Below are 14,998 nucleotides of genomic sequence, written 5' to 3'. Positions count from 1 at the left end.
TTAACCAACCAGAACACCGCGCTCACGCATGCACGCGACTATCTGCCGTGCAGCGTCGATCGCGCTCTGGCGGGTCGTGTCGATGTAGACGTCCGGTGTCAGTGGCACTTCATACGGCGAGTCGATGCCGGTGAAGTTCTTCAACGCCCCCTGACGCGCTTTTTTGTATAGGCCCTTGGGATCACGCCGCTCTACAACTTCCAGAGGCGTGTCGACGAAGATCTCGATGAACTCCTGCTCTTCCACCAGACTGCGCGCAAGCTCCCGCTCGGCTCTGAAAGGCGAAATGAAGGCGCTGATGACCACGAGTCCCGCATCGACCATCAAGCGGGACACCTCTGCAATGCGGCGGATGTTCTCGACGCGGTCGGCGGCAGTGAATCCAAGGTCCTTGTTCAAGCCATGACGAACGTTGTCGCCGTCGAGCAGGTAGGTGTGCACGCCCAGCGCATGAAGCTGCTGCTCGACCAGATTGGCAATGGTCGACTTCCCCGTACCCGACAGGCCGGTCAACCACAGCACCACGGGCTTGTGACCATTGAGCTGGCCACGGGCCGATTTGTAAACCTCGACCGCTTGCCAATGCACGTTCTGCGCACGACGCAGGGAAAATTGCAGCATGCCTGCGCCCACCGTCAGGTTCGTAATCCGATCGATCACGATGAAACTGCCCATGTCGCGGTTCTGGCTGTAGGCATCAAAGGGTAACGGCCGATCCAGCGAGAGGTTGCACACGGCAATGTCATTGAGCTGCAGGGTTTTACCCGGAAGATGCTGCAGCGTATTGACGTCAACCAGGTATTTGGGAGTCGAGAAGGTCCCAGCCACAGTGCTCGCGCCCATTTTCACCAGGTACGGGCGGCCGGGAAGCATTTCGTTCGCATCCATCCAGACCAGCGTGGCCTGAAACTGATCGGACACCTCGCAAGGATCGCTTGCGGCCACGAGCACATCGCCGCGGCTGACGTCGATTTCGTCGGCCAGGGTCACCGTGACGGACTGGTGATGCTGAGCCGATGCGAGGTCACCGTTAAGGCTGACAATGCGTTCGACCTTGCTGTTGGTGCCTGATGGCAGCACACGCACGTTATCTCCGGGGCGCAGCGTGCCGCCCAGTATGCGACCTGAGAAACCGCGAAAATCAAGGTTGGGCCGATTGACCCACTGCACCGGCATGCGAAACGGCGCATCACTGCTCGCACTCTCGATGTCGACGTTTTCAAGGTAATGCATCAAGCTCGGCCCCGTGTACCAGGGAGTATTGGCACTGGGTTCGGTCATGTTGTCGCCCTTGAGCGCTGACAGCGGGATGCTTTGAATGCAACTGAAACCCAGTTTTTCCGCAAACGCCCGATAGGCCCGGTCGATGCGCTCGAAAATCTCCTGCGCATAATCGACCATGTCGAGCTTGTTCACGGCCAGCACCACGTTCTTAATGCCAATTAGCGAAACCAGATAGCTGTGACGGAAGGTCTGGGTCAACAAGCCTCTGCGGGCATCAACAAGGATGATCGCGACATCGGCCGTCGAAGCGCCGGTGACCATGTTGCGGGTGTATTGCTCGTGCCCTGGGGTATCAGCGACGATGAACTTGCGCTTTTCGGTGGTGAAAAAGCGGTAGGCCACGTCGATCGTGATGCCCTGTTCCCGCTCGGCACTCAGGCCATCGACCAGCAGGGCGAAATCCAGCTGGTCGCCCTGGGTCCCGCTTTTTTTCGAGTCAGCTTCCAGGGTAGCCATCTGGTCTTCCAGCAGCGCTTTGGCTTCATAAAGCAGTCGGCCGATCAGCGTGCTCTTGCCATCGTCCACACTGCCGCAGGTGATGAAACGCAGCAGCGTCTTCTTCTCGTGCAATTTCAGGTATTGATCGATGTCCTGCTCGATGAGTGATGTGCTCGCGTTCATCAGAAATACCCCTCGACTTTTTTCTTTTCCATGGAGCCAGAGCTGTCGTGATCGATCACGCGCCCCTGACGTTCAGTGGTGGTGGACAGGAGCATTTCCTGAATGATGGCGGGCAACGTTGCGGCCTGTGATTCCACCGCGCCGGTGAGCGGATAACAGCCAAGGGTGCGGAACCGCACGCTGCGTGTCTGCACGCTTTCGCCCTCGCGCAATGGCATCCGTTCGTCGTCGACCATGATCAGCGCGCCGTCGCGCTCGACCACGGGCCGCTGGGCAGCGAGATACAGCGGCACGATGGGGATGTTTTCCCGGTAGATGTATTGCCAGATGTCCAGCTCGGTCCAATTCGAAAGCGGGAATACGCGAATACTTTCACCGGGATGCTTACGCGCGTTGTACAAACGCCAAAGCTCCGGACGTTGGGCCTTGGGGTCCCAGCGCTGTTGCGCGGACCGGAACGAGAACACGCGTTCCTTGGCCCGGGATTTTTCTTCATCACGACGGGCACCACCGAATGCCAGGTCGAACTTGTGCAGGGCCAGGGCCTGTTTGAGCCCTTCGGTTTTCCACATATCGGTGTGCAGGGAAGAACCATGGGTGAAAGGATTGATATTTCGCGCTTCGGCTTCCGGGTTGCGGTGGACCAGCAACTCCATGCCGGACTCCTTGGCCATCTGCTCGCGCATGCGGTACATGTCCTGGAACTTCCAGGTAGTGTCGACATGCAGCAGCGGAAAAGGTGGACGCGAAGGGAAGAAGGCCTTGCGTGCCAGATGGAGCATCACGGCGCTGTCCTTGCCGATCGAATACAGCATCACCGGGTTTTGTGACTCGGACACCGCCTCCCGGAAAATGTCGATGCTTTCGGCTTCAAGGCGTTGCAAGTGGGTCAAATCAGGCATGATGAAACTCCTCGTGCCGTAGGCACTCGGCAATGGTCGACAATAAAGAAGCAGCAAGCTCCGGACGGCAGATCAGCACGTCGGGCATGAACACCTCGGCCTGGTTGTAGCGGCAGGGGCTGCCATCGATGCGCGAGGCGTGAAGGCCCGCCGCCAATGCAATGCCTACGGGAGCGCAGGAATCCCATTCGTACTGGCCTCCCGCGTGCAAATAGGCATGCGCCTCACCCCGCACGACGGCCATGGCCTTGGCACCTGCCGAGCCCATGGGGATCAGTTGCGCCCCCAGGCGCTGCGCTACCTGCTCGGCGACGCGCGGTGCCCGGGTGCGGCTGACCAGAATCTTCAGCGAACCTTCGAGCGCTGCCGGCAAGACCGGCGGCGCGGCGCCGCTGAAGGTTTGACCCAGGGCCGGCAGGCACACCGCGCAGGCCGCGTCTGCGATGCCGTCCTTGACCAGGCCGACATGCACCGCCCAATCCGTTCGGCCTTCTGCGTATTCCCGGGTACCGTCGAGCGGGTCGACGATCCACACCCGGCGCCTGGACAGCCGGGCCTCATCGGCAGCTTCTTCTTCCGAGAGCAGGCCATCGTCCGGTCGATGCCCACGCAACAAGTCGGTCAGCAGCGTGTTGGCCAGGCGATCGCCGTGGGCTCCCAGATAGTTCGCGGGCAGCAGGCCGTGTTCGCGCAGTTTCAGCAGGTGTTCACCGGCGGCGATCGCCAGGCGTGACGCCAGTTGCGCGTCGTCGAGTACTGATTCAGACATTCAGGCACCTCCTACAGGTGTCGGTCGGCTTTCACGCCAGGGCGTGTCGCTGGATGTACGGCGCGAAACGTTGATTGATCCCGGCCGCGTCAAGGCCGAAGGTTTCAGCGCTGTAGCGATGCTCGCCATGGCGAGCCTCCGGCGCTGCACCGATCCGCTGCAGCATTCGAGCCCGTGCCTCGTCGCTCAGGGTCAGCCCGAAGTGCTGATAGATGTTCTGGACGACCGCCATGGGCTCACGCTGAATGTCGCTTTGCAGCACGTCCAGAAACTGCCCTGGCGCACGGGCACGCGCCTGGTGCGCATCGTCCACGGCAGCTTGCCAATAGCGGGTTTCCCGCTGCCCGATGGCCTGCGCATCGACGCCCTCCTCCAGGATTGAACGCGCCTCGCGCAGCACGCTGCACAGTGAAGGCAATGCACTTGCCGGGGAGCGATGGGTCTGAACCACACAGGCGTCGGGAAAAATGTCGAGCAGAGCGTCGACCTGCGCCACATGTCCCGGGTTTTTCAGTAACCAGGTTTTCTGTGGGCTGTTGGCGCCAATCAGCTGGATCACTTTCAACAAGCGCTTGTAACTGCTGGCTTCGCTTTGCTGCAGCCACCAACGGTCGTAGTCGGGAACACGCAACGAGGAGCCAAAAAAATTGCTGCAGAAGTTTTGCTTGAGTACTTCCAGGCACTCGTCCACGTCATCGGCGCGCATGTCGTGGGCGGCGCGCATATGAGGCGCTGCGGCAAAAAACTGCTCAAGCCCGGCCTCGCACGCTTGATACCAGGGATTATCAACCCAGGACTCGCGCTCGGGCCTGGGCATCGGGAACGCGGTCAGCCATCGTTCCATGCCTTGAAACTGCGGGTCCATGGACAGCAACTTGTGCAACGCAGTCGTGCCGGTGCGGGGTATTCCGATCACAATGAGCGGGCGCCGCACAGGCTGCTGCAAACAGTGCGGATGGGTTTTCCAGCCCTGCTCGCTGAACAGGCGCGAAATCAGCACCCCCACCAGCAGATTCCACGCAAAAGCTCGACCCTGCGGCTTGAACACCGGCCCGTTTTCATCCAGCGCAGCGAGCAAGCGCTGCAACCCCGGAAGGTATTCGGCGGCATCGCCGAAGTCGGACAACCCTGTTGCGGCGCTGGCGGCGGCATGCAGCTGCCCCTCCGCGCCTTTGAATGTGGCGGAAATAGTCATGTCAGTCTTCTCTGAAGATAGGAAGGAAGCGTGGCGGTGGTCACGTTGCCGATGGGTCGATCAGCCAGGTCTGGCCGCCGCGACCGCTGCCTGGATTTCGGCAAAGGCGGGATTGCGGCGAAATGTCATGCCGTTGAGATGTCCCATTTCAGCCCCCTACCAGCGTCGACGCAGCTGCGCGCCAACACGCCGCTCACGCAGAGCTTCAGCGCGTTGCGCTGGGGTGAGCATCAACGTGTCTGGCGGAAGGTGGTCACGCAGTTGAGCGAACTTGACCTTGGTCAACGTGGGCGTAGGGTGCGAACTGCTGCGATACCACCGTCCGATCAACATGCCCTTGAGATGGCCGCCACTGTCCAGCCAGTTCGCCACGCCGGGGTCCTCGACCGACAACACGGCGCGGAATCGACCGTCGCTGTCAATCTGCGCCTGATGGCCATTCAGGCTGCTTTGTCGGTGCACCAATTCGACCTGATTCCACAGGGCATCGACCACTTGGACGTTCCAGTAGACCAGTTGCTCCGGCAGTTCGGTTTCGAGGATCAGCGCTTCATCCGACTCCAAATCGTAAACGCATTCGTAATAGGCTTGCGGCCAGTCATCGCCGTTGCCCAACTCGGGGTAGGTCGTCAGCTGCATTTGATGGAGCGGACGACTTTTGCGGCTGTTGGCGAGGATGCCCTGGCAAAGTTGCGACAGACGCTTCACGTATCCGCCAAACAGCTCACGCAGTTGCTGGTCGATGGTGGCCACACTCATCCGGGGCCGCAGCGCCTGCTCATCCAGATACTCAATGCACACCTTGACCTCTCGCTCCCGCCCCCAGTCATAGGAAAACTGACGCAGCAGCAGGAAACGTGATTCAGGGTGCAGGTACAGCCAGTTGCCCTGATACCCCGGCGGGCGCTCACTGCTGAAAACAACGTCGAAGCTGCCATCCTCGGCGATGTCGAGCATGTCCAGGTCATAGTTGTTGAACCCGGGACCTGGCGGGTTCGCCATGCCGATCATGTTTTTGCCAGTGGCGAAGCCCGCGACGGGCACGTTCCCTCGATTGCCGGACACGCGATAGGTTCCCTGACCGTTGACTGCGCTGTAGTGATACACCGCGTCGGGGTTTGGCTGGGCGAGAAACACCGAGTTTTCGAAAGGCGCCCAGTCGGGATAGAACGGGTCTGCCTGGAAGTACAGGAAATAGCCCTGGGACAAATTCATGGCGAACTGACGGTAGAGCTCGGCGCGCAACTGCTCGTCTTGCGGCTCCCACAGTTGGAGCTCAACCTCGCTCGCCGCTTTGAGCAGATCGACATAGGTCGCCCAGGGTTGCAGGGAAGCATTCATTCATTCACCTCCAATGAAGCACAGTAAATTTCGCTGGATTACCGAAAAATTGACAAACCTGTGGCGTGAAGCCCATTTCGCCCCCAGATCTAAATCAAGCTTTGAATAGGCGGTTCATGCCCAAGGATGAATCATCACCTTGCAATGTCCGCTGGGCGTACGTAGCTCTTCGAACACTGACGGCACGTCGTCCAGGGAAATATGCCCCGTGATCATGGCGCGCGGCTCCAGCGAGCCTCGGGCAAGCACCTGCGCCACGTAGCGGAAATCATCGACGGTGTAGGTGTTGGAAAAACGCAGATTGATTTCTTTCCATACCGCCGTGGCCGGTACGAAGCTGTCGGACGACGTACAGAAGCCCAGCACCACGACCGTTCCGCTCTTTCGAACCGCCTGGATCGCCTGGCCGATGCACCCCGGCTGCCCTGCACACTCCAACACGATGTCCGGCAGCGCACCGAGGACCTCCTGGACCGCAGTGTCCAAGGGTTGTGCCTCACTCTGAACGATAAAGGCGTCCGCCCCCATCTGAAGTGACAATGCTTCCCGGCGAGTAGAGTTGGCCACCACGACGATTCGACCCGCACCCAGCTTGCGAGCGAAAAAGGTGGCGGCAAGTCCAATGGGTCCGGCCCCCATGACGAGAACCGTCGAACCTGGCTTGATACCCGCCATCGCCGCACCATGCAGTCCCACCGCCAAAGGCTCCAGCAGCGCACCGTCGTCGTAACTGAGCGATTGCGGGAGCTTGATCGATGTCCGTTCGCTGACCGCGACATATTCACTGAAGCCACTGCCGAGCCCGCGAAACTCGGGGCAATGACTGGGATTTCCCATCTGGCAGGCCTGGCAGTGCCCGCAGCCGGTGAATGGCAGAGCGCTAATTCGATCGCCTATCCGCAACCCTTTGACATCAACGCCAACGGCAACGACTTCACCGGCGTATTCGTGCCCGGGAATGGTTCCCGATGGGTAGTCGAAAGCCGGGGCATGCCCTTGGGTCATGTGAAGATCGCTGCCACAGATGCCGCAGCTATGGACTTTCATCACGACTTCACCGGGACCCGGATCCGGATCGGGACGTCGCTCGATGACCAGAGGCTCGCCGGCCGCGTGAAACACCGCTGATTTCATTATTGTTCTCCGCAGGTGATTACGTTTCCAGTGCTGCGAGTGGCCGAAGATGGCAGCCAAGCGTCGAGCACCTTGGAAACAATAGTTCACCAGGAAACAATAATCGTCAACAGATTTTTTTGAACACCGTGCAGTTATTACCTCGAGTTCCGGCGAAGCAGCTCCTCGTTCATGAGGCCGTGGTACTCCTGCAACAGCTGCGACAGCTTCGCCAACCGCTCGGGTGGCAAGCGCTTGGCAGCGGCATGGTCGGCGCCATACTCGTGGTGATTGAGGATATTCGCCAAGGTTTCATGCGCTTTGGACGTCAGTGCGACGTGGCTGCTGCGGCGATCCTCCTGCGACCCCGTCCGTTGCAGCAATCCCAGACTTTCGAGATGACTCATCAGTTTGGTTACCGCGCCCTTGCTCAGTCCCAGCCTTGACTGAAGCTGGGATGGTGTAAGGCTATCTTCGGGTGTCAGGTTGAGCGCATCGAGCAGGAGCAATTCGCTCCCTTGCAGGCCATGGCGTTCGGCGGTCTCCTTCAGCGCACGCTCCACGTACCGCCCCATCATCAGAAGGCGCTGGGTCACCGCGTACACATGCGGGTCCTGGCCAGGCCAAGTATCGGCCCAGCGGCGAGCAGCCAAGGCGATGGCATCGCTTGCACCTCCAGTCGAAACCGTCTCCTGCGGCGCCTCAGGCTCAGCCAGATAATTCCTGAGCTCACTCAGTGCGCCTTCGCAGGCACTGTAGAGCGTGCGCCGACCATCGACTACCTGGGAAACCAGGCCCGCCTCGAGAAGCACCTTGAGATGCTGGGACACGGCGGGCTGACTCAACGGTAACTCGGCCACCAGGGTGGCCGTGTAGGCAGGCGTTTGCCGGATGCGATCGTAAAGTGCTCGGCGACTGCCATCCGCCAGTGCACGAAGCTTTTTATCATAAGTCATTGCTTATCTTGGCCTGCGGGATGTGATGCGGGATGGCTGGATTAAACATAAGCGCTTACTTATGTGTCAACATCATAGCGTGCTGCCCGGGACGAAACGACGAATTTTTCTATAGAGTTATTGAAAGATCGATGGGCGCTCGCTATCGTCTACCGGCACACAAGGGTATCAAGTTTCAGGAAAGTCACTTCTTCAGCCCCTCGAATGAGGCATGATCGGCATGGAATTTGAAGGCAAGCTGTATCAGATCGGAGTCGTCGTACGCGATCTGGATGCAGGCATGAAACATTACCAAACCCTGCTCGGGCTCGGACCTTTTCGTCGACTCGACACCCATTACACCGGCCGCTACCGAGGCACCGTGCAAGAGATCGCCAACAGAAACGCGTTTGCGCGCTGGGGCGACCTGTACCTGGAAATGGTCGAGCCCGGTCGCGGCCAAAGCAGCGCCTCCGAATGGCTCGCGGCGCGCGGTGAAGGGATCTTCCACATCGGCTACGCCACGACCAACCTCGAACAACGTCCCGGTGGAGCGCAGGTCTGCTTCGAGACCATCGACAACCTGACCGAAAGCGGCCAGCCTGCCATCGTCCATCTCGATACGCTCGCCGAACTGGGATACTTCGTCGAACTCGCCGATGCGGATTTGGCTGAACGCCTTGCGCGCTGGATTGACGGCGATGCAAGCCTGGATGAATGAGGCTTGCACCCAACCAGAGAGCTGATCAACTGATCAGGAAGCCACCGTCAACCGCCAGAAGCTGGCCGGTGATGTAACGTGCTGCCGGGCTTGCCAAAAACAATGTCGCATTGGCAATGTCCTGCACGTCACCCATGCCGCCCAGCGGTATGCGCCCCTCGCCCATGATCGGCCCTTTGAGCTCGATGGCGGCTGATGCAGCGCGTGCGCCTGCCGTAGGGATGCCGCCTGGAAGCACCGCGTTGACCCGGATACCATCAGCGCCAAATTCGAGTGCCGTGGTACGGGTCAGGCTGTTCACGCCCGCCTTGCTCGCATTGTAGGTACCGTTGTGATGCACGACAGCCTGCATGGACGACACCGATGAGATATTGACGATCGAGCCACCGCCGCTTGCTTTCATATGGCGTATTGCTTCGCGCAAGCACAGGAAAGTGCCCCGCAGGTTGACCGCCTGCAGACTGTCCCAGAATGCTGAATCGACCTCCAGGAACGGCTTTTTCGGAAAGATGGCGGCGTTATTGACCAATATGTCGAGGCTGCCATAGCGCCCCACTACATCCTCGAACATAGCAATCACTTCAGACTCTTGCGAAACATCAACCGCCATTGCATAGGCCTGCCCACCGGATTCGACAATGGCCTTGGCGGCGGCTTCAGCGGCTGCATGATCCAGGTCAGCCACGACGATGCATGCGCCCGCTTGGGCAAACGTTTCAGCAATACCGCGGCCGATGCCGGAAGCGGCCCCGGTGATGACAGCGATCTTGTTGTCCAAACGGAAAGCAGTTGGCAGCGTCATTCGGCGTTCCTTCAAAATCAGTGGTAGGTTGGCCGCGGCCAGTTTGACAGCAGCCCTTTTTGTCGTTCAGTATTCCTAACAACGTTCCGAATATCATATAGATGTGAGTCAAAAAATAACAATGCCAACGATAACGTTCATTCAATACGATGGTCGCGTACAGACAGCAAAGGCGGAAATCGGACAGTCAGTCATGCAAGTCGCGGTCGACAATTCGATCCCCGGCATTCTGGGTGATTGTGGCGGCAATTGCAGTTGTGGGACTTGCCACGGCTATGTGGACAAGGTTTCGGCGGCCAAGATTCCGGCAGCCGATTCCTATGAACGGGACCTGCTCAGCTGTGCGTCAGCACTGACAGAGGACAGCCGGCTCACTTGCCAAATCATCGTCACTGATGCCTTGGAAGGAATGATCATTCACTTGCCGGAATCGCAATACTGATTTGTACCGCAACCCGTGTGCCCCCCGCATGCCTGCTCGATGCCGATGATGGTTACGGTTCACGAAACACTCCCCGCCAGGGCTAGAAGATTTTGCGCCCGGATTAGCACGGGCAGGTCGACCATTGCACCATCCACCGACACTGCAGCGCCACCCGCTCGCCTGCTGGCCTCGACCACGCGCTGGGCCCAGGCCAATTCCTGCGGTGACGGCGTAAACGCCTGGTTGACGAACTGCACCTGGCGCGGATGAATGCAGAGCTTTCCTGCAAAGCCGAGTTCCCGACTACGCGTTGCTTGGGCGGTGATCACCTCGCCGTCGTCCAAAATGACGGACACCCCATCGATCGGCGCTTGCAAGCCTGCCACACGAGACGCCAGGACGATTTGCGACCGGGCATACAGAAGCGCCTCGTCTGTGTGCGCGCAGCCAACGTCGACCTGAAAGTCGATGGAGCCGAACGCCAGCCGTTCGACATTCGTCCCACCCGCGATATCCAGCACGCGCCACACACCCGACGCGCTCTCAATCAGGGGCACAATTGCTGCATCGGTCGCGTCGGCTAACACACGTATGGATTCAGCGGATTCCGCCTTGGGTAACATTACTGCTTTTACCCGCAACCGACGCAGCAGATCCAGGTCATCGGCGAACGCGTTGGAGCCTTCGCTGTTGATGCGAATCATCACCTCGGCGCCCTCTTCGACCGCCCGGGCAATGTGCTCTCGGGCGATCGGCTTGTTGGCCGGGCTCACCGCGTCCTCCAGGTCGAAAATGACCCTGTCGGCCCCTGCCGCCAATGCCTTGGCGAATCGCTCCGGGCGGTCGCCCGGCACAAATAGATAAGAACGCATGATCACCCCGTACCCAAAATCGTCAGAAAGATAAGCATCAGCCACAACAGCACCCAGATGAGGTCAGTGGCCAAAATCGTGCGCCGAAACATCAGGCAAGCTCTGCCCAGGCGTCCATGCACAAAAAGCCCTCGGCATCTTCCGCCCACAAATGGATTCGCTCCGCTTGCTCTTCACACCCGCAGACCCGCATCGAACGCTGATCGAAAATCGGCCGTAGCGCGCGAAAGGAAAAGGCGGTCACCTTTGCCGACGGACGCTCGTCACGGAGCAGGTTCATCAATAGAGTGGCTATCAGGGGGCCATGCACAACCAACCCCGGATAGCCTTCTTCTTGAGTGGCGTAAGGGCGGTCATAGTGGATGCGATGGCCGTTGAAGGTCAGCGCAGAGTAGCGAAACAGCAGCACCGGGTCCGGAAAGAGCTCGCGAGTCCACTGAGCATTGGTCGGCGCAGGCTGGGCGCGTGGAGCAGGCTCGTTCGGACTGGGCGCGTCGCGATAAACGATGTCCTGTTCTTCTCGCACTCGTACCTGGCCCTCGACCGCCAATTCATGCAGCAGCTTGACGAATATCAGGCTTCCGCTTCTTCCGGTCTTTTGTGTCACGTCCAGAATAGTGGAGGTGCGCTCTACCTCTGCCCCGACCGGCAACGCGCCCTCGAAACTGAGCCGACTGCCTGCCCACATGCGCCTGGGCAGTGTGATGGGGGGAAGAAACCCGCCGCGAAGCGGATGACCATCAGGCCCAACGGCGGATTGATGAGCCAACGGCAGAAAATACAACCAATGCCACAGAGGCGGCACTTCCCCTGCCGGGGTGTAAGTGCGGTCTTCGCGATCGAGCGTCGCTGCCAGGGCATTGAGTGGCACGCAAGTGAGTACGTCGCGCTGGCATTCCTGGCGACCGATCCATTGCTCGAAAAACTGTTCATCGATAGGCACGGCGGTGAGTCCTTTTGTCATGGAGCGGCAGGATCGACCCGTGGGCGATTCTCCGGCGCTGATTCCAGAAACCGATCGCGGCCACGCAGGATCTCGTCGCCAGCCATCAATTGATCGTAAAGCCTTCGGGCACAGTCCATACCGGCATCAAAATCCGATAAAGATGCCCCGGCCTCGACAGCCTCGAACAACGATCGGGATGCAGCATCTTGCCTGCCCGACAGGCACTGCCGGGCTTCTGCCAGGTCGCGCTGAATATCTGTGCCAGGGATCGCCCAATGGCGTATCAACCGCTGCTGTAATTCTTCATTGCTGGGCGGCATTGCCACCAACTCGGTCGCCAGCGCACATGCTGTGGAAAGGCCCTGCCCAGGGTCGACAATCCGGTCAAACAGTGCGGTATGGGAAAATTCCGAGACTGTTTTTTGATGACCTTCAATCATGAATTGCACCGCTGGGACGATGCCCAACACTCGCGGTAGACGCTGTGTTGCGGATAAGGGCAAGGTTCCCAGGGACACCTCTGGAAGCCCTAGCACGGTGCCTTGTTCGGCGACTCGATAGTGGCAAGCGAGCGAGGTCTCGAGGCCACCGCCCATGGCAAACCCGTGAACGGCCGCAATGACCGGTTTGCCGAGCTGCTCGATCGCCAGGTGAATATGACTGGACAACCCTGGCGCCGCGCTGGCACGAGCGGTTCCAAACTCGCGGATGTCCCCGCCTGCGCTGAAGCCTCGCCCACTGCCAGTCAGTACCACCGCTTTGACGCACTCTGTCGCAGCTGCCCACTGCAGCGCGCTGTACAGCTGGAGCCGCAGACTCAGGCTGAACGAGTTGACGGGGGGAGCGTCGAGGGTAAGCACAGCAACAGGACCGTGGCATTCCTTATGGACCTTCGCCTCACCCATGGTCGTACCTCACTGCTCGGCGTCGGTTGCCAAGCCCGGCCGCTCCTGGCGCTGGTACGCGCACAAACAAAGGACTCAGGTAGAGCAAATATTTCACGATACACAAGACCTCTCTATTCGCATTTACGAACGTCGTTCAGCATATTATCTTATTCAGATGCAAGGCAAGCGCTCCGATTAGTCGGCTGAAATTGTCAGGCTAAATTAAAACAAATGTATGAAATTAGCCCGCCCCAATCGTTAGGCAACACTTGCGCTGGCCTCATCGAACTCATATAAATGTTGTGCGTGTATGTGAACACGATTCAGGAAAAGCGAATTCAGTGCCTAATGGAATGCGGCGAAAAATTCTCCGAGAGGTCGTTACAACACAGTGCAATGAACAAGCAGTGCCTCGCGACCTCAGGTCCACCACGTCACTGCTATTAGAATGAAAACAAAAACAATAATTCAGAGGGCACTTCAGATGGATAAAAAGAAAACGCTGGTTTCTCGCCCCCTAACGGCAGCTCCCCTAATGCTCGCCAGCCTATGCCTGGCCATGGGGGCCAGCGATGAAGCGTTCGCCTTGCGCATCGATAGCGGCAACCCCGACCTTTCCATGAGCCTGGATACGACCGTGCGTTACAACCAGGGGTGGCGGGTCGACGGCCGAGACAAGAAGCTGGCCAACAATCCCAACTTCGACGAAGGCAACTACACCTTCGACAAGGGCGATGTGTTTCTCTCGCGGCTCGACCTCTTCAGCGAGTTTGACTTGAACTGGCAGGATAAGTACGGCCTGCGCGTCAGTGGTGCTGCGTGGTATGACCATGACTTTCCCGACCAGACCGAAAGCGCTCCAGGCCTGGCACCGGTAGCCAACTATCGCAACAATGAATACTCGGGTGTGGTCAAGCGCTACTATGCAGGGCCGTCTGCCGAGTTCCGGGATTATTTCGTGTGGGGCAACTTCAACATCGGCACCACTGAATTGAATGCCAAGGTGGGTAGCCTCGCTTGGTTGCCTGGCGAATTCCTGTTCAGCAACGGCAGCAGTGTGTCGTATTCGATGGCACCCAATGATGGTTTGCTGAGCGACCTCAGCCCGGGCGCCTCGGCCAAGGAAACCTCACTTCCGATCGGTCAGTTCGCCACCACCTGGCAGTTCATCCCTGAACTGTCCCTGATGTTCCAGTACACCTACGAGTTCGAACCCTCACGTGTATCGGAAGGCGGTACTTACTACGCCGTTGCCGACGGTGCCCTCAAAGGTCCGGACTTCCTGGCCCCCGGCGTAGCGCGTCGCGATGCCAAGGAAGGCGATAACGGTGATATCGCCATTGGTCTGCGTTGGTCGCCGGACTGGGCAATGGACAGCAGCTTCGGTGCCTGGTATCGCAAGTTCGACGACAAGAACGCCAGCTGGGCGAACCAGGTTATCGTGCAAAATCCGAGAGCCCCCTACGCCCGCGCGGTCTACGCGAAGGATATCGAACTGTACGGGCTTACCTGGAACGGCGTGTACAAGTCTGTCAGCATCGGTGCCGAGGTGAACTACCGCACCAACATGCCGCTCAACACCACCGGCCAAACGTTCATCGCGATCGGCCAGCCTGAGCCAGGCAACCTCGATGGTGCGCGTGGCGATACTGTGCATGCGTTGCTTAGCGGCGCATTCACTATCAACAAGAATGCATTCTTCGACAACGGCTCCATCGCCGCCCAACTGGACTACATGCATCTGGTCAAGGTCACCGATAACAAGGCCTTCTACAATGGCAGTGACAGCGAAGGTGGTTCGGTTGCCGGCCGCTGTGAAGACAAAGAGCTGCTGCGTGGCTGCTCTACTCGTAACGCCGCTTCCTTGGGGGCTTCGTTCACCCCGGTATGGCAACAGGTAATGCCAAGCGTGGACGTCTCGTTCCCTGTATTTGCAACCTACGGCCTTTACGGCAATCCGGCTGCACAGAACGCGGGCATCCCGCCTGAAGACTCCTACCTGCTCAAGTTCGGCCCGCGTGTGGAGTACTTTGCCGGTTCAATGAAACATCAATTTGACCTCGCGTACACCGCACGTCATGGCCGCACCGGCCGAATCAATGGTAACAACGCTTATTCCGGTCTGGGCTACTTGCATGATCGTGACACGCTGATCCTCACTTACCAAACCGCATTCTGATCGGGAG

Annotated in this window: 14 protein-coding genes; 3 read left to right on the top strand and 11 right to left on the bottom strand. The window is 59.0% G+C overall.

Features of this window, described 5'->3' with window-relative positions:
• From cysN to AB7M26_RS18530, 7 genes are all read right to left on the bottom strand, one after another.
• The gene (gene cysN, locus AB7M26_RS18560; protein ID WP_429385691.1) at positions 1-1,905 is read right to left on the bottom strand and encodes a sulfate adenylyltransferase subunit CysN; all 1,905 of its coding nucleotides are present in this window, start codon (positions 1,903-1,905) and stop codon (positions 1-3) included.
• Positions 1,905-2,807, bottom strand: coding sequence for a sulfate adenylyltransferase subunit CysD (gene cysD, locus AB7M26_RS18555; RefSeq protein ID WP_429385689.1), 903 nt, complete (start codon positions 2,805-2,807; stop codon positions 1,905-1,907). Before cysD ends, cysN begins: the two co-directional genes overlap by 1 nt.
• A complete protein-coding gene (locus tag AB7M26_RS18550; protein WP_429385687.1) occupies positions 2,800-3,576 on the bottom strand; it encodes a 3'(2'),5'-bisphosphate nucleotidase CysQ in 777 nt (258 codons plus the stop codon). Before AB7M26_RS18550 ends, cysD begins: the two co-directional genes overlap by 8 nt.
• A gap of 31 nt (positions 3,577-3,607) precedes the next feature.
• Positions 3,608-4,771, bottom strand: a complete 1,164-nt coding sequence (locus AB7M26_RS18545) for a sulfotransferase family protein (protein ID WP_429385685.1) — start codon at positions 4,769-4,771, stop codon at positions 3,608-3,610.
• A 156-nt stretch (positions 4,772-4,927) separates the two neighbouring features.
• The gene (locus AB7M26_RS18540; RefSeq protein ID WP_429385683.1) at positions 4,928-6,112 is read right to left on the bottom strand and encodes a DUF1214 domain-containing protein; all 1,185 of its coding nucleotides are present in this window, start codon (positions 6,110-6,112) and stop codon (positions 4,928-4,930) included.
• Between the two features lie 114 nt (positions 6,113-6,226).
• The gene (locus AB7M26_RS18535; protein WP_429385681.1) at positions 6,227-7,246 is read right to left on the bottom strand and encodes a zinc-dependent alcohol dehydrogenase; all 1,020 of its coding nucleotides are present in this window, start codon (positions 7,244-7,246) and stop codon (positions 6,227-6,229) included.
• A 137-nt stretch (positions 7,247-7,383) separates the two neighbouring features.
• Complete coding sequence (locus AB7M26_RS18530; protein WP_429385679.1) at positions 7,384-8,181, bottom strand: metalloregulator ArsR/SmtB family transcription factor; 798 nt, start codon at positions 8,179-8,181, stop codon at positions 7,384-7,386.
• 211 nt (positions 8,182-8,392) lie between these two features.
• On the opposite strand from AB7M26_RS18530, the gene AB7M26_RS18525 reads away from it, so the two are divergent.
• Complete coding sequence (locus AB7M26_RS18525; RefSeq protein ID WP_429385678.1) at positions 8,393-8,881, top strand: VOC family protein; 489 nt, start codon at positions 8,393-8,395, stop codon at positions 8,879-8,881.
• 25 nt (positions 8,882-8,906) lie between these two features.
• Here the strand turns inward: AB7M26_RS18525 and AB7M26_RS18520 are convergent, their stop codons facing one another.
• Positions 8,907-9,683 carry an SDR family NAD(P)-dependent oxidoreductase gene (locus AB7M26_RS18520; RefSeq protein WP_429385676.1) on the bottom strand — a complete coding sequence of 259 codons (777 nt, stop codon included), beginning with the start codon at positions 9,681-9,683 and terminating at the stop codon, positions 8,907-8,909.
• 121 nt (positions 9,684-9,804) lie between these two features.
• Here AB7M26_RS18520 and AB7M26_RS18515 point away from each other — a divergent pair, with 121 nt between their 5' ends.
• Entirely contained in the window at positions 9,805-10,125 is a 321-nt protein-coding gene (locus AB7M26_RS18515; protein WP_429385674.1) for a 2Fe-2S iron-sulfur cluster-binding protein, read from the top strand.
• A 59-nt stretch (positions 10,126-10,184) separates the two neighbouring features.
• Here the strand turns inward: AB7M26_RS18515 and AB7M26_RS18510 are convergent, their stop codons facing one another.
• Genes AB7M26_RS18510 through AB7M26_RS18500 form a run of 3 tightly spaced genes read right to left on the bottom strand, consistent with a single transcriptional unit; the run spans position 10,185 to position 12,830 of the window.
• A complete protein-coding gene (locus AB7M26_RS18510; RefSeq protein ID WP_429441115.1) occupies positions 10,185-11,024 on the bottom strand; it encodes an HpcH/HpaI aldolase/citrate lyase family protein in 840 nt (279 codons plus the stop codon).
• Positions 11,025-11,070: 46 nt separating this feature from the next.
• Positions 11,071-11,922 carry an FAS1-like dehydratase domain-containing protein gene (locus AB7M26_RS18505; RefSeq protein WP_429436279.1) on the bottom strand — a complete coding sequence of 284 codons (852 nt, stop codon included), beginning with the start codon at positions 11,920-11,922 and terminating at the stop codon, positions 11,071-11,073.
• A gap of 17 nt (positions 11,923-11,939) precedes the next feature.
• Positions 11,940-12,830, bottom strand: a complete 891-nt coding sequence (locus AB7M26_RS18500) for an enoyl-CoA hydratase/isomerase family protein (protein WP_429385668.1) — start codon at positions 12,828-12,830, stop codon at positions 11,940-11,942.
• A 517-nt stretch (positions 12,831-13,347) separates the two neighbouring features.
• Between AB7M26_RS18500 and AB7M26_RS18495 the strand changes: the two genes are divergently transcribed.
• Positions 13,348-14,991, top strand: coding sequence for a DUF1302 domain-containing protein (locus tag AB7M26_RS18495; protein WP_429385666.1), 1,644 nt, complete (start codon positions 13,348-13,350; stop codon positions 14,989-14,991).
• The last annotated feature ends 7 nt before the right edge of the window (positions 14,992-14,998 follow it).

Source organism: Pseudomonas sp. F-14 TE3482 (genome assembly GCF_053629455.1).
This window is presented reverse-complemented; position numbering and strand designations above follow the sequence as displayed.